The 24,847-nt window shown below is 60.5% G+C and carries 20 protein-coding genes; 6 read left to right on the forward strand and 14 right to left on the reverse strand.

Going from position 1 to position 24,847, the window contains the following annotated elements; translation table 11 throughout:
• Window positions 1–152: 152 nt before the first annotated feature.
• Together PH558_RS32485 and PH558_RS32490 are read left to right on the forward strand one after the other, a co-directional pair.
• Window positions 153–929, forward strand: a complete 777-nt coding sequence (locus tag PH558_RS32485; protein WP_285208347.1) for a class I SAM-dependent methyltransferase — start codon at window positions 153–155, stop codon at window positions 927–929.
• A 10-nt stretch (window positions 930–939) separates the two neighbouring features.
• Window positions 940–1,584 (forward strand): pyridoxine/pyridoxamine 5'-phosphate oxidase, encoded by a 645-nt coding sequence (locus tag PH558_RS32490; RefSeq protein WP_285208348.1) that lies wholly within the window; start codon window positions 940–942, stop codon window positions 1,582–1,584.
• Between the two features lie 93 nt (window positions 1,585–1,677).
• Here the strand turns inward: PH558_RS32490 and dinB are convergent, their stop codons facing one another.
• The gene (gene dinB / locus PH558_RS32495; protein WP_285208349.1) at window positions 1,678–2,775 is read right to left on the reverse strand and encodes a DNA polymerase IV; all 1,098 of its coding nucleotides are present in this window, start codon (window positions 2,773–2,775) and stop codon (window positions 1,678–1,680) included.
• 382 nt (window positions 2,776–3,157) lie between these two features.
• Here dinB and PH558_RS32500 point away from each other — a divergent pair, with 382 nt between their 5' ends.
• The gene (locus PH558_RS32500) at window positions 3,158–3,481 is read left to right on the forward strand and encodes a hypothetical protein (RefSeq protein ID WP_285208350.1); all 324 of its coding nucleotides are present in this window, start codon (window positions 3,158–3,160) and stop codon (window positions 3,479–3,481) included.
• Window positions 3,482–3,519: 38 nt separating this feature from the next.
• Here PH558_RS32500 and PH558_RS32505 read toward each other — a convergent pair whose 3' ends face one another.
• The 7 genes from PH558_RS32505 to PH558_RS32535 all read right to left on the reverse strand — a co-directional run bounded on the left by PH558_RS32505 (window position 3,520) and on the right by PH558_RS32535 (window position 14,235).
• Entirely contained in the window at window positions 3,520–4,080 is a 561-nt protein-coding gene (locus PH558_RS32505; protein WP_095438591.1) for a GNAT family N-acetyltransferase, read from the reverse strand.
• A gap of 22 nt (window positions 4,081–4,102) precedes the next feature.
• Window positions 4,103–6,460, reverse strand: a complete 2,358-nt coding sequence (locus PH558_RS32510; protein WP_285208351.1) for an Orn/Lys/Arg family decarboxylase — start codon at window positions 6,458–6,460, stop codon at window positions 4,103–4,105.
• 166 nt (window positions 6,461–6,626) lie between these two features.
• The gene (locus PH558_RS32515; protein WP_285208352.1) at window positions 6,627–7,979 is read right to left on the reverse strand and encodes an NCS2 family permease; all 1,353 of its coding nucleotides are present in this window, start codon (window positions 7,977–7,979) and stop codon (window positions 6,627–6,629) included.
• 45 nt (window positions 7,980–8,024) lie between these two features.
• Window positions 8,025–9,803, reverse strand: a complete 1,779-nt coding sequence (locus PH558_RS32520; protein ID WP_285208353.1) for an adenine deaminase — start codon at window positions 9,801–9,803, stop codon at window positions 8,025–8,027.
• Window positions 9,793–10,791 carry a LacI family DNA-binding transcriptional regulator gene (locus PH558_RS32525; RefSeq protein ID WP_285208354.1) on the reverse strand — a complete coding sequence of 333 codons (999 nt, stop codon included), beginning with the start codon at window positions 10,789–10,791 and terminating at the stop codon, window positions 9,793–9,795. The genes PH558_RS32520 and PH558_RS32525 overlap by 11 nt, the downstream gene beginning before the upstream one ends.
• Window positions 10,792–11,173: 382 nt before the next feature.
• Window positions 11,174–13,006, reverse strand: coding sequence for an ABC transporter ATP-binding protein (locus PH558_RS32530; RefSeq protein ID WP_285208355.1), 1,833 nt, complete (start codon window positions 13,004–13,006; stop codon window positions 11,174–11,176).
• Between the two features lie 32 nt (window positions 13,007–13,038).
• Entirely contained in the window at window positions 13,039–14,235 is a 1,197-nt protein-coding gene (locus PH558_RS32535; protein WP_095438597.1) for an aminotransferase class V-fold PLP-dependent enzyme, read from the reverse strand.
• A gap of 92 nt (window positions 14,236–14,327) precedes the next feature.
• On the opposite strand from PH558_RS32535, the gene PH558_RS32540 reads away from it, so the two are divergent.
• The gene (locus tag PH558_RS32540) at window positions 14,328–15,161 is read left to right on the forward strand and encodes an IclR family transcriptional regulator (protein WP_113408582.1); all 834 of its coding nucleotides are present in this window, start codon (window positions 14,328–14,330) and stop codon (window positions 15,159–15,161) included.
• Between the two features lie 67 nt (window positions 15,162–15,228).
• Here the strand turns inward: PH558_RS32540 and PH558_RS32545 are convergent, their stop codons facing one another.
• From PH558_RS32545 to PH558_RS32565, 5 genes are all read right to left on the reverse strand, one after another.
• Window positions 15,229–15,741 (reverse strand): RidA family protein, encoded by a 513-nt coding sequence (locus PH558_RS32545; protein ID WP_483314220.1) that lies wholly within the window; start codon window positions 15,739–15,741, stop codon window positions 15,229–15,231.
• An 18-nt stretch (window positions 15,742–15,759) separates the two neighbouring features.
• Window positions 15,760–16,968 carry an amidohydrolase/deacetylase family metallohydrolase gene (locus tag PH558_RS32550; protein ID WP_113408580.1) on the reverse strand — a complete coding sequence of 403 codons (1,209 nt, stop codon included), beginning with the start codon at window positions 16,966–16,968 and terminating at the stop codon, window positions 15,760–15,762.
• A complete protein-coding gene (locus tag PH558_RS32555; RefSeq protein ID WP_285208357.1) occupies window positions 16,969–17,847 on the reverse strand; it encodes an ABC transporter permease in 879 nt (292 codons plus the stop codon).
• Entirely contained in the window at window positions 17,847–18,788 is a 942-nt protein-coding gene (locus PH558_RS32560) for an ABC transporter permease (RefSeq protein WP_285208358.1), read from the reverse strand. The genes PH558_RS32555 and PH558_RS32560 overlap by 1 nt, the downstream gene beginning before the upstream one ends.
• 81 nt (window positions 18,789–18,869) lie before the next feature.
• Window positions 18,870–20,396 (reverse strand): ABC transporter substrate-binding protein, encoded by a 1,527-nt coding sequence (locus tag PH558_RS32565; protein WP_113408578.1) that lies wholly within the window; start codon window positions 20,394–20,396, stop codon window positions 18,870–18,872.
• Between the two features lie 178 nt (window positions 20,397–20,574).
• On the opposite strand from PH558_RS32565, the gene PH558_RS32570 reads away from it, so the two are divergent.
• Window positions 20,575–22,995 (forward strand): glucan 1,4-alpha-glucosidase, encoded by a 2,421-nt coding sequence (locus PH558_RS32570; RefSeq protein ID WP_285208359.1) that lies wholly within the window; start codon window positions 20,575–20,577, stop codon window positions 22,993–22,995.
• A 39-nt stretch (window positions 22,996–23,034) separates the two neighbouring features.
• Window positions 23,035–23,775, forward strand: coding sequence for an ROK family protein (locus tag PH558_RS32575; protein ID WP_285208360.1), 741 nt, complete (start codon window positions 23,035–23,037; stop codon window positions 23,773–23,775).
• 92 nt (window positions 23,776–23,867) lie between these two features.
• Here the strand turns inward: PH558_RS32575 and PH558_RS32580 are convergent, their stop codons facing one another.
• Window positions 23,868–24,785, reverse strand: a complete 918-nt coding sequence (locus PH558_RS32580; protein WP_285208361.1) for a LysR family transcriptional regulator — start codon at window positions 24,783–24,785, stop codon at window positions 23,868–23,870.
• Window positions 24,786–24,847: the final 62 nt, after the last annotated feature.

A 24,847-nucleotide genomic window follows, 5' to 3' on the forward strand; every position in this document is an offset into this window, starting at 1 on the left:
TGTTCGAACATATCGTTTTTCTTCGGTAAAAATAACGTGTTTTTTTGACATCGAGAGAAATGGACAGCGCATTCATCGAACAATGACGCGACGATGCAATGGCATTTTCACGTCTGGCGAAGCTTTGTCCGACGAAGCAACGGAGACATGAAGTGCAAGGCAGATATCAGGACGGCAGTGCGGGCGATGCGGATTACGGCGTGATCGGATCGGGCTATACCAATTATCGCCAGCCGGACCCCCATATAGCCGAATTCATCCGTGCCGCTCTCGGCGATGCGAAAACTGTGTTGAATGCCGGTGCCGGCGCTGGTTCCTATGAGCCCGTCGACCGGCAGGTGACGGCCATCGAGCCGTCGGCCTCCATGCGCGCCCAACGGCCAGCGCATCTCCCGGTCGCGATTGACGGAACGGCGGAACATCTTCCTTTTGCCGATCGGAGTTTCGACGCGGCAATGGCGACCTTCACGGTGCATCAATGGTCTGATCTCGACCGAGGGCTTGCCGAGATGCGGCGCGTCACCCGCGGACCCGTCCTGGTGTTGAGCTGTGATCCGCATCTGCTGGAACGGTCGTGGCTACACACCTATGCACCTGAAATGATTGCGGTCGAGGCACGACGTTATCCGGAGATGGACAGGATCGCGACCGCACTCGGCGGCAATGTAGAGATCAAGGCGGTGCCGATCCCGCTGAATTGCCTCGATGGTTTCGGTGAGGCCTATTATGGCAGGCCGGAACGAATGCTTGATCCCGGCGCGCGGCTTGCCAATTCGGCATGGAGCTTTGTCGATGCCTCCATTGGCGAGCGTTTTGTCGCCGAGCTCGGTCGCGATCTCACCGACGGATCCTGGGATCGCCATTATGGTGCCCTCCGCACGCAGCCATTCTTCGAAGGCTCGCTGCGGCTTATCATCGCCAGACCATGAGGAGAGTGCCGTGAGAGACGAATTGCGCATACTCAAGTCCCTGGCCGGGCCGTTTCCCTCGTTCGAGGCGGATCTGACACCCGACAATCCGCGAGATCTGTTTTCCGACTGGCTGCGGGATGCCATCGAGGCTGATATCAAGGAGCCACATGCCATGGTGCTTTCCACGATCGACGAGGATGGCGCACCGGATGCTCGTGTTCTCATTCTGAAGAACCTTGACCAGCGTGGCTGGCACTTCGCAACAACAGGCAGCGGGCCGAAAGGCCGGCAGATCGCCGCCAATCCCTCTGTGTCACTCACCTTCTACTGGCCGCAGCTCGGGCGGCAGGTGCGGCTGCGCGGCATGGCGTTTCAGGCCGAGGCGCATGAGCGCTATGCCGATTTCCGTGCACGCGCGCCGGGCGCCAAGGCCATTGCCCTGACCGAGCGACAGAGCGAGGTTCTGGGGTCGTTGCAGGAGCTTGATGACGCATTGGCACTGCAGCATCGGCGGTTGCGGGACGAGCCCGATCTTGTCGCTGCAAATTGGGCGGTTTTCATCGTTATGCCGCATGAGGTTGAATTCTGGCAGGGTGACGCCGAGCGCCGTCACCATCGCTTGCGATACCGGCGTGAAAAGGCAGGCTGGCTGAAGGAGCGGCTCTGGCCTTGATGATTTTTCGCTTTGACGGCCGCGGTTGTCCGTTTCCGTTGCTTTGGGTGGAAAGATTAGACCGCCATTGTGACCGCTGAGGATCAGCATCCTTCAGATGCCGAGATCGAGCTGGGGCTGTAAGCTCCCGTCGCCGGCCTCTTCGTTCGTCAAAGACGAAAGCGTGATGCCGAGCAGCCGGATCGGCCGCGTAAACGGGTGGACGCTTGCCAGAAGCGCCGACGCTGTCTCGAGGACAGCGCCAGCGTCTGCGACCGGCAGCGAGCTTGTCCGACTGCGTGTCGCCTGGGTGAAGTCCGAATATTTGATCTTCACGGTCACCGTCTTGGCGCTGAAACCGCCTGTTTCGCAGTAGCGCCAGACCTTCTGCGCAAGCGGCCGCAGCTCCGCCGTCGCCAGCTCGAGATCGTCGATATCCTCGACGAACGTATCCTCTGCGCCTATGGATTTGCGGATCCGGTCGGGCTTCACCTGGCGTTCGTCGATGCCGCGGGCAATGCCGTAGAAATAGGGGCCGGCCTTTCCGAAATGCTCCTGCAGGAAGGCGAGGGATTTCGACTTCAAGTCCAGCCCGTTTTCGATCCCGTATTTGTGCATGCGCTCGGCCGTCGCCGGCCCGACGCCGTGGAACTTCTTGACAGGAAGCGTTTCGACGAAGGCGGGTCCGTTCTTCGGCGTAATGACGGCCTGGCCGTTGGGCTTGTTGAGGTCGCTTGCCATTTTGGCGAGGAACTTGTTGTAGGAAATACCGGCCGAGGCGTTGAGGCCGGTGACCTGCTTGATCTTGGCCCGGATCTCCAGCGCGATCTCGGTGGCGATTTTCATTCCCTTGTGGTTCTGGGTAACATCGAGATAGGCTTCGTCAAGCGACAGCGGCTCGATCATCGACGTATATTCGGCAAAGATCTCGCGGATCTGCTGCGACACCGCCCTGTAGACATCGAAGCGTGGCGGCACGAAAATCAGGTCCGGACATTTGCGTTTTGCCGTGACCGAAGGCATCGCCGAGTGAACGCCAAAGGCGCGGGCTTCATAGCTTGCGGCCGCCACGACGCCGCGTGCCGCCGACCCTCCGACCGCAAGCGGCTTGCCACGCAGCTCCGGATTGTCTCGCTGCTCGACGGATGCATAGAATGCATCCATATCCACATGGATGATCTTCCGGACAGGCTTTGCGTTGGCGTCGTTCATGGCGACCTCGGTCATCATGCAGATTTAAGCATGGACCCTTCAATTGCAGAATCTGAAACAAATACAGAACATATCATCCCTGATGATGATATCAAACCAGCTCCGTTGCCGTGCAGGAGAGACGAGGGCAAATCGCTCCGCGACAGTCATTCGCAAGTGCCACCTTGAGATGCCTTCGAGGCTTCTTATCTCTTGTCCGTCCCCCAATACGGAGCCTCAAGATGGGCCAGATCGCAACTGAACCACTTTCCGACCTGCTGATGGAGATCCTCCCGCCCGAGCGTGACGAGGAATCCCGAGCCGATGGCACGGCATGCCTGTGCTGTCGAAGGCTGCGATCGGCACGAAAGATGGATGAGGACGGCTGCGGCATATGTGACGAATGCCTGGCGCCATGACGGACGCCACGCCGCAGCTGCCGCCCGCCGAATTGTCGGACTTCGAAGCTGCGCTTGCAAAGCTGTCTGACGGCTATTCGGAGGAGTGCTTTCGAGGTCGCCCCTGGGGTGTGACGGTCAAGCGATCGGCTGACGGGAAACGGATCTGGCTCTATGGCGAGGAGCTTGGCGGGACCGATATCGTCAGCTTCAATCTCTATGTACTTTCCGGAACAGGCCTCACTCTCAAGCCCTGCGAAATGTCCTCGTCGAAGGTCATAGATTTCGTTTTAGGCTTCATGCCGGCTCCAATGCAGCAGCCTGTATAAGCCAGCAGCTTTGCCGGCCGGCAACAACCCCTTCTGCTTCAGCGGGTGGAGAGCGGCGGCGGAGGTGGCTGCGTGGTGGAGCCGGGACCGAGCGAGCGCTGGACCATCACCGTGTCAGCCCAGCGGCCGTAACGATAGGCAACCGCCGGCAGCAGGCCGACGCGAACGAAGCCGAAGCGTTCGTGCAAGGCGAGAGAGGCCGCATTGTCGGCGTCGATATAGCCGATCATCTGCCGGAAACCGGCCGCAGCACAGGCGTCGATCAGCCCGCGCATCAGCAGGCTCCCAACACCTTGACCGACATGGTCGTGATGCACATAGATCGAATGCTTGACGGTGTAGCGATAGGCCGGGCGCTTACGAAACAACACCACATAGGCATAGCCGACAACCTTCTCACCCTCGATCGCAACGACATGCGGGAAGCGTTTGTCCTTCAAATTTTTACGCCGCTCGCGCAGATCGTCCGGCTGCGGTGTGTCGCTATCATCAACTCCGGCCTCGACGCCGCGGTGAATATGGCGGCGATAGATAGCCAGCATGGCATCGACGTCGCTCTCGCGGGAGGGGCGAACGATGATTGTTTTATCCTGCTTCATGTCCGAACCTGAATTTCCAAGCCTATTCCGCGACGACGTAGGTATAGAGCCGGATTTTGCCGGATGCATCGATCTCGCGATAGAGGCCTTGAATCTCCACCTCGAAGCCGGGGAAGGTGTTGAAGCAGGTTTCGAACATTTTGAGATAGTCGATCATGGGCTTTGCCTGTTCCGTCAGGCGCTCGCCGGGCACGATGGTCGCAATCCCCGGAGGATAGACGACGAAGGGTGTCGTCGCGATGCGGCCGGCAATGGCGTCGATCGGCAGATAGTCGACATCGTTGCGAACAAGGCAACGTGCGGCATCATGCGGCGACATGGCGATCGGCGGCAGGTGTTCGGCGGAAAACTGCTTCGTCTGCAGGGCGCTGACATCGGCCTGGCGGAAGAAATTGTGCATTTCAGCGCAGAGATCGCGCAGGCGCACGCCCGCATAGCGGCCGGGACGGCGGCGGTAGAATTCCGGAATTGCCTCTTCCAGCAGCGCATTGTCGTCATGAAGCTTTTTGAACGCGACAAGGCCGCTGATCAGCGTGCCGGCCTTGCTGGCCTCGACACCGGGCGTGAGGAGGAACAGCAGCGAATTCAGGTCGTTCTTTTCCGCGACGATACGGTTTTCGCGCAGATATTGCGCGACCACCGGCGCCGGAATCCCATGCTCGGTGTATTTACCCGTGGCTCGGTCGAAACCGGGGGTAAGCAGGGTGAGCTTGTTGGGATCCGTCATGGCGAAACCCGGCTCCATGCCGGAAAAGCCGTGCCACGCCGCATCGGGCGTCAGGTGCCAGAAGGCGGGATTGGTGGCGAGCTGGTCGGTCGCGACGCTTTCCCACGGCACGTCGTGCACGGCGCCGGGGCTTGACACATCCGGGATCGTGACCCGATCCGGCACGAAGGGCTCGAAGAACCAGCGGCGTTCCGGGCGATGCTCCTTCTCCTCGAATTCGCGGCGCACGGCGCGGATTTTCTTGCGCAGCTCGATGCCGAGCCGGATCGTGTCGTCCCAAAGCACTTCGCCCGAACGGCCCTTCATCATCTGCGCGCCGACGTCCAGCGAGGCAAACAGCGGATAGAAGGGCGAGGTCGAGGCGTGCTGCATGAAGCTTTCGTTGAAGCGACGGTGTTCCACGCGGCGTTTCTGGCCGGTGATGTGCCTATCCTTCATGTGGATCTGCGAGGCCTGCGAGAAGCTTGCCAGCTGCTTATGGGTGGATTGCGTGGCAATGATGCCAGGCGCATCCGGGCCTAGGTCGGAAAGCCCCATGGCGAAGCGCCCGGCATAAAGCGGATGAAACTTCATGAAGCCCGCCCAGGCCTCGTCGAAGAGGATGTAATCGCAGAGATGCCCGATGCGCTTGAGGATCATCTCGGCATTGTGGATGGTGCCATCATAGGTGCATTGCTCCACGACAGCGACGCGGAACGGACGCGGCTTCTTGTAGGCCTCCGGATCCTTCACCAGCGGATGGGTGCGGATGCGCTCGCGCAGCGCGTCCTCGTCCATGGTGGCGAAATCCATCGGACCGATCAGGCCATAGAGATTGCGTCTGGTCGGCAGATAGATCGGAATGCCGCCCGAGATCATCAGGGCGCCGTGATGGGCGGCCTTGTGGTTGTTGCGGTCGAACAGCACGAGATCGCCGTCGGTGACGAGCGCTGAGAGCGCGACCTTGTTTGATGTGGAGGTGCCGTTCAGCACGAAATAGGTCTTCTCGGCGCCGAAAATCTTGGCCGCTTCCTTTTGCGCGGCAAGCGCAGGCCCCTCATGGGTCAGGAGGTCGCCGAGATCGAGCACGGAATTGTCAAGGTCGTCGCGGAAAACCGCTTCGCCCAGATGTTCCATGAAGACACGGCCGATGGGGCTGCGGCTATAGAAGATGCCGCCATTGTGCCCGGGGCAGGTCCAGAGGTGATTGCCCTCTTCGGCGTAATCGACCAGCGCGCCGAAGAAAGGCGTCTTCAGCGTCTCCGCATATTGCTTGAGCCGGCTGATGAGGCTTTTTGCGATGAAGGCCGGCGTTTCTTCCGACAGGAAGACGTAGCCGTCGATGAAATCGAGGACTTCCACCGGCACATCCTCGAAGCGCTTGCGCCGGATCAGCAGGATGATCGGGAATTCGAGGCCGCGCCGGCGCATGAGGTTGATGAGGGAGGCCGTCTTGCCTTCCAGGCCCTTCTTGCCCCAGTCGACCAGCATGCAGCCGATGGCAGCGTCGGTCTGGACGGCGATCTCGGCATCTTCGAGATTGCGCGCGCGCACCACCTCGAAACCAGAGCGTTCGATTTCCTCGACGATCTGATTGTAGCGGGCACCTTCCAGATCCTCATTGTCGAAGGTTGGCGTTGCGAACAGAAAGTTGAAACGTCTGAAATAATCCATATCGATACCCGCTCCTGATTTGGCATGAGGTGTCGAGGTATTTCATGACATGGATGTGACAGAATAGAGGGCGTCCCAAACCGTATCGATGGTCATCGGCGGTCAGGTCGCTGGCCCACAGCTTCATGCCGGATTACGGACGCGGAATTTATGGATTTGTGGCCGCTCAGTGAGCAGCCACGGTCCAGAAATAATAGGCAAGCGGGATGGCGAGAAGGTACATGCCAATGGACACCTGCCTCGCCTCTCCCGACAAGACCTTGACGATGACGTAGAATAGCAGTCCTCCGGCAATACCGGTGCCGAAGCTGTTGGAGACCAGGGTCAGAAGGACCATCATCAGAGCGGAAAGACCGTCGGAGAAATTCTCCAGGTCGACACGCTTCAGCGCGCTGAACATCGACATTCCGACGAGGATCAGGGCGGGTGCGGTGGCCGCGGCCGGGATCATCAGCGCGATCGGGGTAAAAAGCAAAGTGAGCGCGAAAAGGGCTGCCGTTGCCAGCGAAGCAAAGCCGGTGCGTCCGCCGGCTTCCGCGCCGGTGGCGCTCTCGACCAGCGCCGTGGCGGAGGGAATGCCGAGCAGCGGACTGATTGTGGCGGCAATTGAATCGACGAGGAACGGCTTGCCCAGATCCGCCATGTTGCCTTCCTCGTCGACCAGGCCGGCCTTTGCGCCGACAGCGAGCGTCGTGCCCAGGGTCGAGAAGAACTCGGATGCGAAGAAGGCAAAGAGATAGGGGAAATAGTCTATCCTCAGCGCACCAAGGAAATCGAGTTGAAGGCCGATCTCGGAGATGCCATGCGGCGCTCCGAAGAATGCGGCGGGCACCTTGGTGACGCCGAGCGGAATGCCGAGCAGCGTGCTGCCCAGGATGGCCCAGAGGATCGGTCCCGGCACCTTTCGCCCGCGCAGAAAGACAGCGAGGAAGATGCCGAAGACGGCGATGATCGCCTGTCCCGAGTTGAACGAGCCGAGCATGAGCGCGTGGCTCTTGGCGTTGACGTCGACGAGACCGGCATTCTTGAAGCCGAGAAGCGCGATGAACAATCCGATCGCCGCGCCCAGGCCAAGCTTGATCTGGGCTGGAACCATACGGGCGATGACCTGACGCACGCCAAGCACCGTCAGCAGAACGAAGATGACGCTCGACCAGAAGGAAATCGCAAGGCCCGTCTGCCAGGGAATATGCTCCACGGCGGCCATCGTCGGCCCCACCAGAACCGAGCCGCCGATGCCCGGCCCCACCACGAAGGGCATATTGGCATAGAGCGCCATGAACAGGGTCGCACCGATGATGACGAGAATGGTTGCCGTCGTTGCGGCGGCGCGGTCGATGCCACCGGCGGAAAGCAGGGAAGGGATCACGACAAGAAGATAGGCCGCCGCCAGGAAGGACGTCATCCCGGCAATGATTTCCGTCTTCGTATTGGTCTTACGCTCGCCCATGCGAAAATGGGTCTTCCACCGCGGCTCTGACGTATCACCCTGTTGCCCGACATTCGTATTTGAGGCCATTGTCTATATCTCCTAAGTCGGCAAATACCGCCGTGCGGGCTGACCTCAGTTTTGGCTTGCAGCCAGAAGCGGTCTGATGTCCTGAGTGGTTCCGTCGGTCAGCCCGAGATCGGTGACATGCGGGCCGGGGTTGCAGGCAAGGCTTGCCCCGACGACCGCCTTGAAGGTGCGAATGGGCGGCATCCAGTCGGCGATTGCATCGGCCGCGGCACGCAGCCTGGCGAAATCGTTGGCCACCTCCTTTGCGGGCGCATCCGACAGCAAGCCGCAGACGGGCAGGGGAAGCACTGCCGTCACCTTGCCATCGGCCGCCGTTGCCATGCCGCCGCCCGCCTCGATGGCGGCATTGGCTGCCGCAGCCATATCTGCGGGGTCGCGGCCGAAGACTATGAGATTATGGCTGTCATGTGATATCGTCGTCGCCAAAGCACCACGCCAATGGCCCCAGTCTTCCAGGATGCCGATGACGGGTGTCGGCTCTTTTCTTCCGTGGCGGTGAATAACAGCCATCAGCAGCATATTGTCAGGCAGAACGAGCTTGTCGTTTTCGACTTTGACGATTGCCTCTCCCCATTTCGTGAATCGTGGGCTGACAATCGTGTTGACGCGAGCATCAGTCATGCCCGGCAGCTCGATCTCGAAATCGGCGGCGGAAAGCTTCTCGAGCCTTACGGTGTCGCGATAGGCATCCGAGGGCATGCACTCGCTGGCTCCAACGAGGCTGCCGCTTCTTGCGACCTCCCGTCCCGATGCAAAGACACGGTCAACCGCAATCTTTTCGAGATCGGAGAGGATGACGATGTCGGCGCGGCGGCCGGGTGCCACCAATCCCAGATCATAGCGGTTCAGCCACATGGCGGCGTTGAGCGTAGCGGCGCGGATGGCATCGATCGGCTTCATTCCATAGCCGATCAGACGCCTGAGAACGGATGACATCGCTCCCTCATTCACGAGGTCGTCGGGGAAGACGTCATCGGTGCAGATCGTCAGCGTTTGCGGCAGATGCGGCAGCTTTTTCAGCACTTCGACGACGCCGGGCAGGACATAGTCGTGGGAACCGCGCAACTCGATGGTAAGGCCAGCCCGCAATTTCGCTAGCAAGTCCTCGCCCGAAGTAAGCTCGTGATCGGATTGGATGCCTGCGGCAACAAAGGCCTGCAATTCCGCGCCTTCGAGGCCGCGGGCATGGCCGCAGACGCGCTTGCCGCTCGCAAGTCCGGCTTCAAGGATGCCGCGCATCGGCTCGCTACGCTCAAGAACGCCGCGCATGTTCATCACTTCGGCGACACCGGAAATCTCCGGCCAGCTGAGCATGGTCGCCATTTCGCCTGAGCGGAACTCTGCGCCGGCAAGCTCAAGGCCAGGTGCCGAGGGGACACAGGAGGGCGCCAGGGTCAGGAAGCGCAGCGGCAATTGCCGTGTTTCTTCGAGCGCCCATCGAATGCCGTCGAGGCCGGCGACGTTGCCGATTTCATGCGGATCCCAGCAGACCGTCGTCGTGCCCTGGGGAACGACCGTTTCCGCGTATCGCCGTGGCGTCACCATCGAGCTTTCGACGTGCATATGCGTGTCGATAAATCCGGGCGCAATAAAGCGTCCTGAAGCGTCGATGGTCTGCTTTGAGTCCTTCCTTGTCCCCGATGCATGGACGCTTGCGATCAAGGGGCCGACAAGGCCGATATCGGCCGGCCTCATTTCCGAGGTTGCGACATTGACGAGCGTTCCGCCGCCAATCAGCACATCGAACGGCTCAAGACCCAATGCCGCCCGGACGGCGCGATCGCGCAGCTCGGGTGAATGGAGGTCGTGGGGTTCATTCGGCATGTCTGCCTCCCTTGGCAAAGGCGGATGGGCGCGCGGTGGATTGCCGCAAGACGAGTTCCGTCGGGAATATTCCGCTGGTCTCGGTTTCTCCGGCAACGAAGGCGAGCGCATGGTTTGCGACGGCTTCCAAGTCCTGCCGAACGGTCGTGAGCGGCGGAGAGACGATTTGAGCCCACATCAGATCATCAAAGCCGGTGAGCGACATGTCTTCCGGAATGTTGCAGCCTCTGTCTTTGACGGCAATGGCAAAGCCAATGGCGAGGGCGTCATAGGCGGCGGCGCAAGCTGTAAAGTGCTGTAGATCAAGCTCGCGGCCGAGAGCGCTGCCAGCTTCGAACGTCGCATCGCTGTGTCGCAATGCCGGTTCGACGGCGGCCTGCCGGAAGATTTCGCGCATTCCCTCGACGCGCTCGCGTGCCACCAGCGAATTCTCTGGGCCGGCGAGGATAATAAGCCGGTCATGACCAAGCTCGAGCAGATGGCGGGCGATGAGACGTCCACCCCCGCGGTGGTCGCTGGCGGCGACATTGCCGATCGTGGCAACGCTGTCGATGACGGCGACCGGCACTGGGACGTCCGTGGGTGCAATCGTCGTGCCGCGCGTCGGTATCACGATCAGCGCATCGACGCCGCGGGCGACCATGGTTCTGATTTCGAATTCCTGCTGTAGCGGCTCACCCTGACTGTCGCCAATCAGAACGGCAAGACCGCGCCGCTTGGCGGCTCGTTCGATGGCCTGTGCAAAGGCGGGAAACAAGGGTTGGCCGATATTCGGAACCAGCAGGCCGATCGTATTGCTCTTGCCAGTGCGTAGAGCCCGGGCCGCATGGTCAGGCACATAGCCGAGCCTATCCGCTTCCAGGCGAATCTGCTCCGCAAGGGCTGGCGACACCCGCCCCGTGCCGCGCAGGGCATTCGAGACCGTTGCCGTGGAGACACCCAGCTTGGTGGCGATTTCCCGAATCGAAGAAGGGCGTGTCTGGCTCATCCAAGAGCGCGCTCCGGTTTCTTTGATTAAACGATTAATCAAAGCAGTGTGCGTTTGCAAGGGCGTCCCGTTGCGTAGCAGGGCTATCGCATATGGACGGATGAGCACCGGAAGTTCCTTCTCCCCGGCGGGGAGAAGGTGGCCCGAAGGGTCGGATGAGGGGGCTGCCGGTTTGAATAGAGAGATTTTCGTGCTCTTGGCAGGCACCCCCTCATCCGCCTGACGGCACCTTCTCCCCGAGGGGAGAAGGCGGACGCGGCAACGACGTCATTTCATACGCGATAGCAGCCCTGCGTTGCGCAGGGGAAAGTAAGCTCCTGCAATGCCGGCGCCTGCTGCAGTTGCGGACGATGTGGCCGCTCAGCCTATCTGAATTGAAGTGTCAGACGGCAACCAGATGACTTGGAGAGACGGTTCGATACTCGCGCGGCTTGACGAGATAATCGACGGGCCGGATCGGGCTCTTCAATTCGTCGCTCGTCGCCATGCGCTTTTCGCGTCGGCGACCGGGGTCCGGCACCGGAACGGCGGCCATCAGCTTCTTCGTGTAGTCGTGCTGCGGATTGCCGAAGACGGCGGCACGCGGGCCGATCTCGACGATTTCGCCGAGATACATGACGGCGACGCGATGGCTGACGCGCTCGACCACGGCCATGTCGTGGGAGATGAACAGGAAGGAAAGGTCGAGGCTCTGCTGCAGGTCGAGCATGAGGTTGATGACCTGCGCCTTGATCGACACATCGAGCGCGGACACGCTTTCGTCGGCGACGATCACTTTCGGCTGTAATGCCAGGGCACGGGCGATGCAGATACGCTGGCGCTGGCCGCCGGAGAATTCGTGCGGAAAGCGGCTTGCCATGTCAGGCATCAGGCCCACCTTGCGCAGCATATCGACGACGACCTCTCTTGCCTCCCTTGCCGTTCCCATCCGGTGTTCGAGATAGGGCTCGGCGATCGCCTGACCGACCGTCATGCGCGGATTGAGCGAGGCGAATGGGTCCTGGAAGATCATCTGCACGGATTTGCGCATCTCGCGCATGTCACGCTTGCCAAGAGAGAGCACGTCGTGGCCGTCGACGATGACGGAGCCGGATTGCGGCTCGATCAGCCGCATGATCGCACGCCCCGTTGTCGATTTGCCGCATCCGGATTCGCCGACAAGCGACAATGTTTCGCCGGCAAAGAGATCGAACGAGACGTTTTCGACCGCATGCACCCGGCCTTTGAGCTTTCCGAAGAGACCCGAATGAATGTCGAAGCGCTTGGTGAGGTTTTTCACCTGCAGAACCGGCTTTTCCTTTGCGACCGTATCGGGCACTTCGGCTGGCGTGTCGGATTCTCCCGTTGCCGTATCGACGACGGGGAAGCGCAGTGGCCGGTCATAGGATTGCATCGAACCGAGCACTGGTACAGCCGACAGCAGCGCGCGGGTATAGGGATGCTGGCCGCGATGGAAGATATCGGCCGTCGCGCCTGTCTCCACCTGCTCGCCGCGATACATGACGACCGTGCGATCGGCGATCTCCGCCACCACACCCATGTCATGCGTGATGAACAGGACGGAAGTTCCTTCCTCATCCTGCAGCATCTTGATGAGGTCGAGGATCTGGCCCTGGATCGTGACGTCGAGAGCGGTGGTCGGCTCATCGGCGATCAGCAGCCTCGGCTTCGAGGCGAGCGCCATGGCGATCATGACGCGCTGGCGCATGCCGCCGGAAAAGCGGTGCGGATATTCGTCGAAGCGCGATGCGGCTGAGGGAATGCGGACCTTTTCGAGCAGCCGGATCGTCTCGGCCTTGGCGTCCGCAGTCGACATGTCCCTGTGGCAGAGCAAGGCCTCTGAAATCTGGTCACCGATGGTGAAAAGCGGATTGAGTGACGTCATCGGCTCCTGGAAGATCATCGACACGTCGTTGCCGCGCACCTTGCGCATCTCATGCTCGGGAAGAGAAAGCAGATTGCGGCCGCCAAGCATGATCTTGCCTTCGATGCGGCTTGAATCGCTCTGTAGCAGCCGCATGATCGAGAGCGAGGTGACGCTCTTGCCCGAGCCGCTCTCGCCGACGATCGCCACCGTCTCGCCCGGCGCGACCGAGAAGGAAACATTGCGCACGACAGGTCTCCATGCGCCATCCACCAGGAACGAGGTGGTGAGGTTCTCGACCGAGAGGATGGGTTCGGCGCCCTCTGTGGCCTTTGCCTGCGACGTGCTCATGCTTGCTCCCTTCTTGCAATTCCTGTCACAGCTCAGTCCGGCCAGTTCAGCACGCCGTCGAAGCGATGCCGGCTGCGGTTCTCGATCGGTGTCGCGATGATCTCGTTGGAGGCGCGCGCCTTGTCGAGCTCCTCGGCAAGCCTCGTCGCGACGATCGTCTCCTGGCCGGGATGCAGGTTGCATGGATCGAGATAGAAATAATGATGTTCCACCTCATGATCCCGGACGATGATCGGCGGATTGCCGCGGGCCAGCGCTGCGGCAAGATCCCAGGCGCTGATATGCGCTTCCGGCGCCGAGATGATGATGCGCATGCGATCGAGCGGGTTGTTGGTGGGATCGGGCTCGATCAGGGCAGTGACGCCGGGGCGGCCGTCGAGAGTTCGTTTCCACAGGTTCAAATAGCCGGTCTCGCGTTCGCGGATGCCGGCATGATCTCGCTTTTCCCAGGCCTGCAACGCCGCCATAGTGCCATAGATGCTTTCCTTGCCGACCTTCATGCCGCGGCCAATGCCCATATTCTGCAGGAAGGCGTTTCGCACCAGCTCTTTCTTGCCGGCGACGATGCCGGATGTCGGGCCGCCGAGGAACTTATGCCCGGAATAGAGAGCGATGTCGGCGCCCTGCGCCAGGAAGAGCTTGAGGTCGTACTCCGACGCGGCATCGACGATAACTGGCACGCCCTTGGCATGCGCGATCTCGACGAACTCGGTCAGGTGCAGCAGGCCGTAATCGACCACATGATGGGAGACGACATAGACGGCCGCTGCCGTCTTCTCGCTTATGGCGTTTTCCATGTGGAAGCGATGCGTCGATGTTGCCTGACCGATCAGCACGACCTTGCCGCCGGCAAGGCGGATCGCCTGATCCACGGGGGCGCCGTAGCTCACCACATGGCCCGTCTGCACGATGACTTCGTTCTTGTCCGGTGTGGCATCAGGCAGTCTCTCTATAGCGAGAAGGTTGTTGCCGGTGATGGTGCCGGCGACGGCGAGGCTGATGCCGGAGGAGCAGGATGCCGTCACGAAGCCTGCCTCGCCGCCCGTCAGCCGCGCGATGACGGCGCTTGCCTTGCGCTGGAGGTCGTTGATCTCAACGAATTGCGGCAGGATCGCCGTCATCGCCGCAATGGCTTCGGGCACGACGATCGATGCGCCGAGGCTCGTCATGGTGCCTGATACGTTGATGACGGGCCTCAGGCCGATCTTGCTACGGATATCATCGGACATTCTATCTCTCCAAAGTGACGACTGCCGATTGTCATCGACAGCTATGCCATAGTAATGTAATAGCTTCTCGAAATCTCACGAGGAGCGTTGATTTGGACGCCAAGACCCTACCCGCCGCACCCCCTGAAGGCGCCGATTCCATCGGGGAGGCGGAAACCAAAGGCGCGCGCCGTTCGCGCGTAAGCGGCATCGATCGTGCGCTGCAGGTCATCGATTATCTCTATGAAACCGGCGCGCCGGCTGGCGCCTACGCGATTGCCAAGGCGATCAAGGCGCCTCTTTCGACCGTCTACGTGATCATCGACGATCTGGTCGAAAAGAACATGCTTGGCCGCAACGCCGACGGTTCCGTCTGGCTTGGGGCGCGCCTTTACCATTATGGCCTCGCTTATGCCCGGTCGCTGGATTTCATGAGCGTTGCGACGCGCGAAATGCACGATCTTTGCCGGCAGGCGAGTGAGACGGTGCAAGTCTGCGGTCGCGACGGCGATGCCATGCTGGTGCTGGCGATGGCGGACGGACCGAGCCATTTCCAGGTCGCCTCCCGCGTCGGAACGCGCGTGCCGCTCAACTGGACTGCCTCGGGTCGATTGTTGGTCGGGCATTTGCCCGAAGAGGAAAGGATCGAACTTTTCAAGCACTGTGCCCGCACCTCGCCGACCGGTCGGGCCGAGGTCGATGCCGGCGTGCTTTCTGATGCTGCGGGCAAAGCCTTTGAAGAGCGCTTGTCCATCCAGGTCGCGGAGTCCGATTATGCGGTCGCTTGCATCGCCTCGCCGGTCGTTGACCGGGATGGTCAATGTGTCGCGACCATTTCGATCGTGCTTCCTGAACAGAAAGCCGTTTCCGACGGCGACCATTATGGCGAGCAGGTGCGCGCGGCTGCCGAGCGGATCGAAAAGCTGATGGGCTGGCGCAACCACTGAATTCGTCCTCCTTGGAGCAACTCCAGCAAAAGTGCGACGCAGTTTTGCGTCCGGAATTGCGCAAAAGCTAATCATTGAGCGATACGATCGCTTCGATTTCGACCGTGATGTTGCCGGGAAGCGAACCGAAGCCGACGGCCGAACGGGCATGCTGGCCCGCCTCGCCGAAGACCTCGATGAAGAGGTCAGAGCAGCCATTGATGACGCTCGGATGATCTTCGAAATGCGGCACGGCATTGACCATGCCGAGCAGTTTCACCACCCGCTTCACCCGGGAAAGATCGCCGAGCGCACCGTGCATGACGGCAAGCAGATTGATGCCCGTCAGCCGCGCATGCTGATAGGCCCGGTCGACGCTGACATCACCGCCGACCTTGCCGGAATGGAGGTGGCCGTCTGCTTCCCGCGGTCCTTGACCCGAGAGATAGAGCACGTTCCCTTCGCGAACATGGGTGACGAAATTGGCGATCGGCGGTGGCGGCGGCGGCAGCTCGATGCCGAGCGCCGCCAGTCGCTGGTAAGGTGTTTGCGCTGCTGAAGCGGCCTGTGTTGGGGACGTATTCACGTATGCTCCTGGCATTCAATCTTACTGTTTTGACTACCGCCACGAAAGGCCGTGGCTGTGACGGACAAGTTTGCGGGCGCGGGGAACGTAGCGGCTGGCGGTGATTGCCTCTGCGCCGATCACCGCGTAACGTGGCTCGAACAGCTTCTGAAGGCGCGAGACGTCGCCATTGGAATCGGTCGCCTCGAGGTCCGCATCCACCAGGTCGAAGATGGTGAAATCGGCCCGTTCGCCGACTGACAGCCGGCTGTCCATCGAAAGCTTGATGACCGAGGCCGGCGCATGGGTGACGGCGTCCACCACCTTGTCGAAGGGCATGCCGACCGAGAGCAGCTTGGACATGGTGGTCGCCAGATCCCAGACGGGGAAGTTCATGGAATGCCCATGCAGGTCGGTCGAGATCGAGTAGGGCAGCAAGCCGCGCCTGATCGCCGCTTCCGCGACCTTGAACGAGAAGGACGCGCCTCCATGGCCGATATCGAGCCGGATGCCTTCGCCGGCGCAGCGCTCGGCGAGATTGTAGAGGTCCTCATCCTCCATGATGCTGGAACCGGCCTTGCCGTTGAAGCAGTGCGTGACGACATCGCCCGGTCCGAGAATTTCAAGCACTTCGTCGTAGAGCGCCGGTGGCTCGCCGACATGCACCATCATCGGGACTTTCAGGATCTTGGCGATCTTCTTGCCGAGCTTGACGGGCGTTACCCCCCAGGAACCGGTGATCACATGGCTGGCACGCACCTTGATGCCGACGATGTGCTCGCTGTTCTCGGCATAGCATTCGAGGATGCGGTCGAGGTCGATATCCTTGATATCACGCAGTTCGGGGACGCGATTGCAAGCAACAAGGCCGATCGAACCGAGATTGAGGAAGGCTTTGATGCGTTCTCTGGATGGTTCGATGATATATTCGCGGAAACCATGAAAATTGGCTTCGCCGGCCGAACCCGCATCGACCAGCGTCGTAACGCCGCGCTCGGCGCCGCATTCGGAGGGGCGGATCGAGATGTCAGTGCCGCCATGCCAGATATGGACGTGCAGGTCGATCCAGCCGGGCGAGATCCAGGCGCCCTTGCAGTCGACGCGCTCGACATTGCCGGGAGCGGCAAGCTGGGGGCTGAAAGCGGCGATCTTGCCGTCGGCGCCGATAAGGATGTCGATGATGCCGGCGGCGGTATCGCTGCCGAAAGCCATGGGCTTCACATTGGTGAGGAGGAGCGGCTTGCCCGCTTTTTCACCGGTCATTTACAAGTCCTTTCGAAGTCTTGGATCGAGCATGTCCCGCAGGCCGTCGCCGACCATTTGCAGCGAGAGCACGGAGAGGATGATGGCAAAGCCCGGGAAGTAGGTCATCCAGTCGGCTTGGCCGATATATTGGCGGCCGGCGGCGATCATGGTCCCCCAGGTCGGAATTTCGGGGCTGACGCCGAGGCCGAGAAACGAGAGCCCGGCTTCGGCCAGCATGGCACTGGCGAAGAGAAACGACCCCTGCACCAGGATCGGCGACAGGAGGTTTCTAAGCACATGCCGCGTCATGATGTGGAACGTCGAGATGCCGAGAGCCTTAGCCGCCTCGACGTAAGGGAGCTCGCGGATGACAAGCGTCGAGGCGCGGACGATGCGGGCCAGCCGCGGTGCGTACACGATCGACAGCGCGACGATGACTGTCGTCAGCGACGGGCCGAGGGCTGCGACCAGCGCGATGGCAAGCAGGATATCGGGAAATGCCATCATCGCGTCGATGAGGCGGGCGATCGGCGTGTCGAGCCTTTGGAAGAAGCCGGCGAGCAGGCCGAGGGTAACGCCGATCGCCGCCGATAATGCCACAACGGCGGCTCCGACGAGCAGCGACAATCGTCCGGCATAGATGGTGCGCGAAAAGATATCGCGGCCGAACTCGTCGGTGCCGAACCAGTAGATCCCGTTTGGGGGCTTCAGTCGGTTGACGATCGAGAGCTTCGAGGGCGAATAGGGCGCGATCCACGGAGCGAGGATGGCAAGCACCACGAAGATCGTCAGCACGATCAGGCCGGCGGCGACGGTCTTGCGCTTCAGAAGCCGGCGAAGGAACTTGCTTCGTTTGCTCTGCGCCTGTTTGGGTGTGTCGGTTGCGATATCGGCCATCAGTAGCGTACCCTCGGATCAACCAGCAGGTAGAGCATGTCGATCGCAAAATTGATCAGCACGTAAAGGCCGGCGATCACGAGCAAGGCCCCCTGGATCACCGGATAGTCGCGGCGCAGCACCGCCGAGACGACGAGGCTTCCGACGCCTGGCAGGCCAAAGACGGTCTCGGTGACGACAGCGCCGGAAATCAGGACTGCGGCCGTCAGCCCCAGAACGGTCAGGATTGGAATGAGCGCGTTCTTCAGCGCATGTTTGAGAACGACGCGGCGCTCGATCAGCCCTTTGGCGCGGGCGGTGCGGATATAGTCGTCCCCGAGCACGTCGAGCATCGATGCGCGGGTGAAGCGCAGGATCAGCGCCGAGGAGACCAGACCGAGTGCTACGGCCGGCAGCGTTAGATGATACATGCGATCCAGGAAGCTTGCGCCTGGCCCGCCGTAGCCGGACACCGGGAACACTCCCAGGCGCACCGCGAAGACCTGCATCAGGATGAGGCCAAGCCAGAAGCTTGGAATGCTTGCAGCCAGCATGCCGATCGCCATCGAAGCCTGATCGACGAGCGATCCCCGCCGATAGGCGGCATAGATGCCGATCGGCAGCGCGATGACGCCAGCGATGAGGAGCGAAAATAGCGTCAGGAAAAAGGTCGGCTCGGCGCGTTCAAGAAGCGCGGAGGAAACCGGAATATTGAGGAAGATCGATTGGCCGAGATCGCCCTTCAGCAACTGCCCGACATAGAACAGGTATTGGACGACGATGGACTGGTCGAGGCCAAGCCGGGTTCGCAGTTCGGCAATATCCTGCGCGGTCGCATCCGGGCCGAGCATGACGGCGGCCGGATCGCCGGGGGTCACGCGCACGATCACGAAAACGATCGTGACGACGAGAAACATCACGACGATCATGCCCGCAAGACGTTGAAGGATGTATCGTATCATTGCGTCGGTTCCCGGGTCCGCAGACGGACAGGATCGGTAATGGGCGCCGGCCGCAACCGGCGCCCGAGCGCCTTGGGAGGCTTATTTCTTGATCGACGCGTTCCAGAAGTAGGGCCACGGCGCGGGGTCGACGCCCTGAAGCTTGGTGGAGATCGCTGCAACGGCGTTGAAATCGCCGATCTTCATCATGGGAGCTTCGTCATAGATGGTCTTTTGGACGTTCGCCCAAAGTTCGATGCGCTTTTTCGGATCGACCTCCGTGTTGAATGCGTCGATCGCGGCCTTGCTTGTCGGCGTGGTCCACCAGCCGGGCGAGCTTGGCGACAGCGTGCCGATCAGCGCCGGTTCCGGCAGGAAGGGGCTGTGGCTGATATAGATGTCCCACAGCGCCTTGTCGGCACGGCGCTGGGTCAGCGTCGCCCAGTCGACCACCTGAAGGTCCACCGTAAAGCCTGCCTGTTTCAGATATTCGGCGGCGACCTGCGCCATCTTGTAATGGAATTCGTACTGGCGGCTCGTCAGGATACGGATCGGTTCGCCCTTGTAGCCCGCAGCCTTGGCGGCCGCAGCCGCGCCTTCCGGATCGGCGACATTGTAATTCCCTTTGACGCCGGCATCCGTGCTCCAGGTGAAGGGGGCAGGGTACATGTTGCCGTCGACCGTATAGAAATTCGTGCTTCCAAAAGCGGCCGCCAGCATGTCCTCCATGCTGAGTGCTTGACGGATCGCCTTGCGGATCGCGACATTCTTCGTGATGCCGTCGGCGGTGTTGAAGACGAAGACCGGATAGCCGAACGGCTTGAGAAGCAACGGTTGGGTCGCCGAAGCGGATTTCAGCTTGTCGAAGGATTCGACCGGGAGGCTGTCGATATAGTCATACTGGCCGGAAATGGCCGCCTCCACGCGGGTATTGGCGTCGGGCACCGGGACGAAGCGGATTTCGTCGAGATATTGATGCCGGGCACCACCGTAACCGTTGCTTTCCCCATCGCGCGGCCTGTAGCCGTCGAAGCGCACCAGCTGGATATACTGGTCGGGCTTGCGCTCCTTCAGCATATAGGGACCGGTGCCGATGAAGTCGGTCATCGTATCCGCCTGCTTGCTGGCCGGAATGATGATGGCGGCGGAGTTGTTGAAGGCAAGCAGCGAGGTAAGGGGCGCGTAGGGCTGCTTCAGCTTGATGAGGACGGTCGCCGGATCCTGGGCGGTAATGGATTCGATGAAGCCGCCCGCCTGCTTGCCGCGCGACGCCAGCTTGATCCAACGGTTGAGCGAAGCGACCACATCATTGGAGGTCATGACGCTGCCGTCATGGAACTTGATGCTGGTCCTGAGCTTGATCGTGTAGGTTTTGCCGTCGGCGCTGATTTCGGGCAGGCTCTCGGCAAGAAGCGGCGTGACGTTCCAGCCCTTGTCGAACGTATAGAGCGTTTCGAAGATATGTTGGGTGACGATACCGACGAGATCGGCGGTGGAGGTCATGGGATCGAGCGTCGGCGGCTCGCCGATCGTAGCGACATTAATAACGCCACCTTTTTCCTGAGCCATCAGCAGCGAGGGCGCCGCAACCAAAGCAGCCGCAATTAGGAATCCGAGTCTGAACTTCATCGATACACTCCCAATTATGTTCCACAATTATGTTATATAGAATTTTATAACAGAATACAGAACGAGTGGAGGCTGTCAATGGCAGTAAAACCTGGGTGTATCGGCTTGAATGCGCATAGGTTCCGTCTTGCCGAAACATTTTGCCGGGAGCAGATTGCAGCGACAGAGGAGATAGTGCATGGCGCCTTACGATGCTTCCGGCCCCAGCGTGAACGGTATCGAACCTCGCTGGACGTCCAGTGCAAAGAGCGGAGTCGGCACAGCCCTTTCGCCAGCCTGCCGCATCTGGTTCACTCTCAGCCACGGCATCCTGAACGAAATCTATTATCCCCGCGTCGACAGCGCCTGTACCCGCGACATCGGATTGCTCGTCACAGGTCTCGACGGTTATTTTTCTGATGAAAAGCGCGATACGGAAAGCGTCGTCACTACGGTCGAGGATGGCGTTCCGGCCTATCGGTTGATCAATACCGCAATCGATGGCCGTTATCGGATCATCAAGCGCATCATCGTCGATCCGATGCGCAGCAGCTTGCTCCAGCAGATATCATTCGAGCCGCTTGAGGGAACGATCCACGATTATCGCCTCTACCTGCTGGCCGCTCCGCATCTGGTCAACGCCGGTTACGGCAATACCGGATGGGTGGAAGACTATAAGGGCACGCCGATGCTTTTTGCGACGGGCACAGGCGGCGTCTCTCTTGCGCTTGCCGTCAGCGGCGGTTGGCGGACGGCATCTGCCGGCTATGTCGGCATTTCCGACGGATGGCAGCAATTGCAGAAAGAGGCCCGATTGGACCCGGCCTTCGCGCATGCCGCCGACGGCAACGTCGCACTGACCGGCGAGATCGATCTCACTGGTGGCAGCGACACTGTCACCGTATCGCTCGGTTTTGGAAGTCACGCCAAGGAAGCTGGCTACAATGCCCTTGCCAGTCTGCAGGCCGGTTATGAGAATGCGGAGCGCAGCTACGTCTCCGACTGGCGAACATGGCAAGACGGATTGCTGGCTTTGGATGAACCGAGAGCACCGCCGCCCGAAGTCAATCGCTATCGGATATCGACAGCCGTTTTGGCAACGCACCGGCCTCTTTCTTTCGAGGGGCCGGCCGTTGCTTCTCTCTCCATTCCCTGGGGTTTTGCCAAGGGCGATGAAGACCTCGGCGGCTATCATCTGGTATGGCCGCGTGATCTGGTCGAGACCGCTGGCGGCTTCCTAGCTGCGGGCGCCTCGCAGGATGCGCTGCGCATCCTGGCCTATCTGCGCGTGATCCAGGAAGAGGATGGGCATTGGCCGCAGAATTGCTGGCTGGACGGCGAGCCTTACTGGACCGGTATACAGATGGATGAATGCGCTTTCCCGATCCTGCTTGCCGATGCGCTGCGCCGCGAAGGAACCCTCACGGGCGATCTGCTACTGTCCTACGTGCCGATGGTCGAAAGCGCGGCGCGCTATGTCGTGGTCAACGGTCCCGTTACCGGTGAGGATCGTTGGGAGGAGGATGGCGGCTTTTCTCCCTTCACGCTGGCGGTTGAGATCGCTGCGCTATTGGCGGCGGCTGATATTCTGGAAATCGCCGGCCAAATGCACAATGCGGATTATCTGCGACAGACCGCGGATGCCTGGAACGATCAGATCGAGCGCTGGACCTATGTCAGCAGCGATGCGGAAAGCGCCACTCTGGGGGTGAAGGGCTATTATGTCCGCATTGCGCCGCCTGAGATCGCCGACGGAAGCTCGCCCGCCGATGGTTTCGTGCCGATCAAAAATAGGCCACCTGCTGAATCCTTCCTGCCGACCGCTCGAGTCGTCAGTCCCGATGCCCTGGCGCTGGTCCGGTTCGGATTGCGAGCCGCCGACGATCCTCGCATCCTCGACACCGTCAGGGTGATTGATTCCCAGCTCAAATGCGACCTGCCGCAAGGGCCGCTATGGTATCGCTATACCGGCGACGGCTATGGTGAGCATGAAGATGGCGGCCCGTTCGACGGCACGGGCATTGGGCGGCCATGGCCGTTGCTTGCAGGCGAACGCGCCCATTATGAGCTTGCGGCCGGCCGACCGGATGTAGCTCTTGAGTTGCTCAAGACACTCGAGCAGTCCGCCGGTCAAGGCGGATTGCTGCCGGAACAGGTGTGGGACCAGCCCGATGTGCCGGAGCGAGGGCTTGTCCTCGGAAAACCCTCCGGCAGCGCCATGCCGCTCGTCTGGGCTCATGCGGAGCATATCAAGCTCCTGCGCTCGCTGAGAGACGGCGTTGTTTTCGACATGCTGCCGCAGGGTGCCGAGCGTTACGTGACAAACAAGGTGACGGCACCCTTCGTGCCGTGGCGTTTCAACAACAAGCTGTCGCAGCTTGCCATCGGCAAGCGCTTGCGGATTGAGGTCATGGCGCGGGCGATCATTCGCTGGAGTTTCGACGGTTGGGCCAGCGTCACCGATACCGAAACGAACCAGAACGGCTTCGGCATACATGTTGGCGAGCTTTCATGCGAACGCCTGCCCAAAGGCGGGTCGATTGCCTTTACCTTTTACTGGCCTGACGCCGATCATTGGGAAGGAGAGGATTTCTCCGTCTCGGTCGTTGAAGCGCCATAGTAGGATTTGTGCCGTCGCGGATAGAGAGTGTGAACGAATATGAGTCAGGCATTAGAGAGCCGCAAAACGAACGTAAAACTGAAGAAAGCCGTCGCACCAGCTGCGACGGAAGAGCTTGTCGTCTTGGCGATCGATCTCGGCGGTTCGCATGTCAAAATGCGCCTCAGCTCCGGCAGCGAGCGCCGGGCGGCCGTCTCGGGGCCCGCAATGTCGGCGAAACAGATGGTCCAGGCCGTCAAGGACTTGACGAGTGATTGGCAATACGACGTTATCGGCATGGGATATCCAGGCCCGGTTTCCAACAATAAACCCGCCATGGAACCGCACAATCTGGGAAGTGGCTGGCAGGATTTCGACTTTTCCGCCGCTTTCGGCAAGCCGGTCAAGCTTGTCAATGACGCCGTGATGCAGGCAATCGGCAACTACAAAGATGGCAATATGCTGTTTCTCGGCCTCGGCACCGGATTGGGTTCGGCGATGATTGCCAATCACGTTTGCCTGCCCATGGAGCTCGCTCATCTGCCCTACAAGAAGCGGGGTACCTTCGAAGACTTCATCGGCGAGCGTGGCCTTAAAAAATACGGCAAGAAAAAATGGCGGCAGTCGGTCGAGGATATCGTCGAAAGATTGAAGGCGGCCTTGCTGCCGCATGAAATAGTCATCGGCGGTGGCAATGCCGAAAAGCTCAAGGAGCTGCCTCCCGGCTGCCGTATCAGCGAGAACGAAAATGCGATTCTCGGAGGATTTCGCCTTTGGAAGGATGGGACTTTGAGCTTCTAGGCGGCACCTGTGTGCTCGAATGCGGTGACATGAGGATCAGTCCTAGGTCGCTCGATCTTTGTGAACACCAGCAGATAACCGGCTTAATTTTTCTATTTCAACGAGGTTTTCTCGTGCTGAACAATATCGGCAAATAGCTGCAGCGCACCGCTTGGCTGCTCATCTTTTCGCGCGAGATAAAGCGGCGCCACGAGATTGGCACCCGGGTCGAGCCTTAGATAGGTGATGCCATTCGTCTCCAGCTGCGCGATCGATCCTGGAATGATGGAGATTCCCAGGCCGGCGGCGACCAGACTGAGCGTCGACAGCAGACGGGGAGCTTCATGCCGTATTTTCGGGCTGAAGCCCGCACCAAGGCAGGCCGCTATGATGCTGTCATATAGCCCCGGTCCCGACGGACGGCGGTAAAGTATGAAAGCTTCGTTTGCGAGCTCCGACAATCGAATGCGCCGAGGCTTCTCTCCTTTCGCTATCACCAGGGGATGACGATCTGGAAGAGCGACCAGCATCTCTTCATCGAGAATCCGGGAAATCACCAGGCCGCCCGACTGTGCAACGGGAGAGCGCACGAGCGCGACGTCGAGAAGGCCGGAATGCAGCATGGCGATCAAATCGGGCGTACTGGCTTCCTCAAGCTTGAGCGCGACATCCGGCGACGCCTCGCCGAGCGAGCGGACGGCTGAGCTGACCAGCGGATGAAAGGCCGCTGAACTGGTAAAGCCGATGGCGAGGCTTCCCTCCTCCCCGCGGGCGTTGCGTCTCGTCGCCTCTAGCGCAAGATCGACATCGTTGAGGATGGTCCTGGCTCTCTCTACGAACGTCCGCCCCGCATCCGTCAGCTCGACACCTCTCGGCAGGCGTTTGAAGAGCGAGGCTCCAACGATCGCCTCCAGCTTGGCTATCTGCTGGCTGAGCGGTGGCTGCTGGATGCCGAGCCTTTCGGCAGCGCGGGTCATATGGGCCTCATCGGCAACGGTTACGGCATAACGGAGGTGTCGAAGTTCGATCATGGCATATCTCAAACATATGAATGATGTTAAATCCATATATTGGACGCATAATCGGTAAAAGC

Origin of the sequence: Rhizobium pantanalense (genome assembly GCF_030182525.1) — a bacterium.
In the GTDB taxonomy this organism is placed as follows: domain Bacteria; phylum Pseudomonadota; class Alphaproteobacteria; order Rhizobiales; family Rhizobiaceae; genus Rhizobium.

Bases quoted from the DNA above. Each gene is read 5' to 3' on its own strand.
- dinB (WP_285208349.1), bottom strand. From the start codon at position 2,775: ATGAACGACGCCAACGCAAAGCCTGTCCGGAAGATCATCCATGTGGAT.
- PH558_RS32500 (WP_285208350.1), top strand. From the start codon at position 3,158: ATGCCTGGCGCCATGACGGACGCCACGCCGCAGCTGCCGCCCGCCGAA.
- PH558_RS32505 (WP_095438591.1), bottom strand. From the start codon at position 4,080: ATGAAGCAGGATAAAACAATCATCGTTCGCCCCTCCCGCGAGAGCGAC.
- PH558_RS32510 (WP_285208351.1), bottom strand. From the start codon at position 6,460: ATGGATTATTTCAGACGTTTCAACTTTCTGTTCGCAACGCCAACCTTC.
- PH558_RS32515 (WP_285208352.1), bottom strand. From the start codon at position 7,979: ATGGCCTCAAATACGAATGTCGGGCAACAGGGTGATACGTCAGAGCCG.
- PH558_RS32520 (WP_285208353.1), bottom strand. From the start codon at position 9,803: ATGCCGAATGAACCCCACGACCTCCATTCACCCGAGCTGCGCGATCGC.
- PH558_RS32525 (WP_285208354.1), bottom strand. From the start codon at position 10,791: ATGAGCCAGACACGCCCTTCTTCGATTCGGGAAATCGCCACCAAGCTG.
- PH558_RS32530 (WP_285208355.1), bottom strand. From the start codon at position 13,006: ATGAGCACGTCGCAGGCAAAGGCCACAGAGGGCGCCGAACCCATCCTC.
- PH558_RS32535 (WP_095438597.1), bottom strand. From the start codon at position 14,235: ATGTCCGATGATATCCGTAGCAAGATCGGCCTGAGGCCCGTCATCAAC.
- PH558_RS32545 (WP_483314220.1), bottom strand. From the start codon at position 15,741: ATGCCAGGAGCATACGTGAATACGTCCCCAACACAGGCCGCTTCAGCA.
- PH558_RS32550 (WP_113408580.1), bottom strand. From the start codon at position 16,968: ATGACCGGTGAAAAAGCGGGCAAGCCGCTCCTCCTCACCAATGTGAAG.
- PH558_RS32555 (WP_285208357.1), bottom strand. From the start codon at position 17,847: ATGGCCGATATCGCAACCGACACACCCAAACAGGCGCAGAGCAAACGA.
- PH558_RS32560 (WP_285208358.1), bottom strand. From the start codon at position 18,788: ATGATACGATACATCCTTCAACGTCTTGCGGGCATGATCGTCGTGATG.
- PH558_RS32565 (WP_113408578.1), bottom strand. From the start codon at position 20,396: ATGAAGTTCAGACTCGGATTCCTAATTGCGGCTGCTTTGGTTGCGGCG.
- PH558_RS32570 (WP_285208359.1), top strand. From the start codon at position 20,575: ATGGCGCCTTACGATGCTTCCGGCCCCAGCGTGAACGGTATCGAACCT.
- PH558_RS32575 (WP_285208360.1), top strand. From the start codon at position 23,035: ATGAGTCAGGCATTAGAGAGCCGCAAAACGAACGTAAAACTGAAGAAA.
- PH558_RS32580 (WP_285208361.1), bottom strand. From the start codon at position 24,785: ATGATCGAACTTCGACACCTCCGTTATGCCGTAACCGTTGCCGATGAG.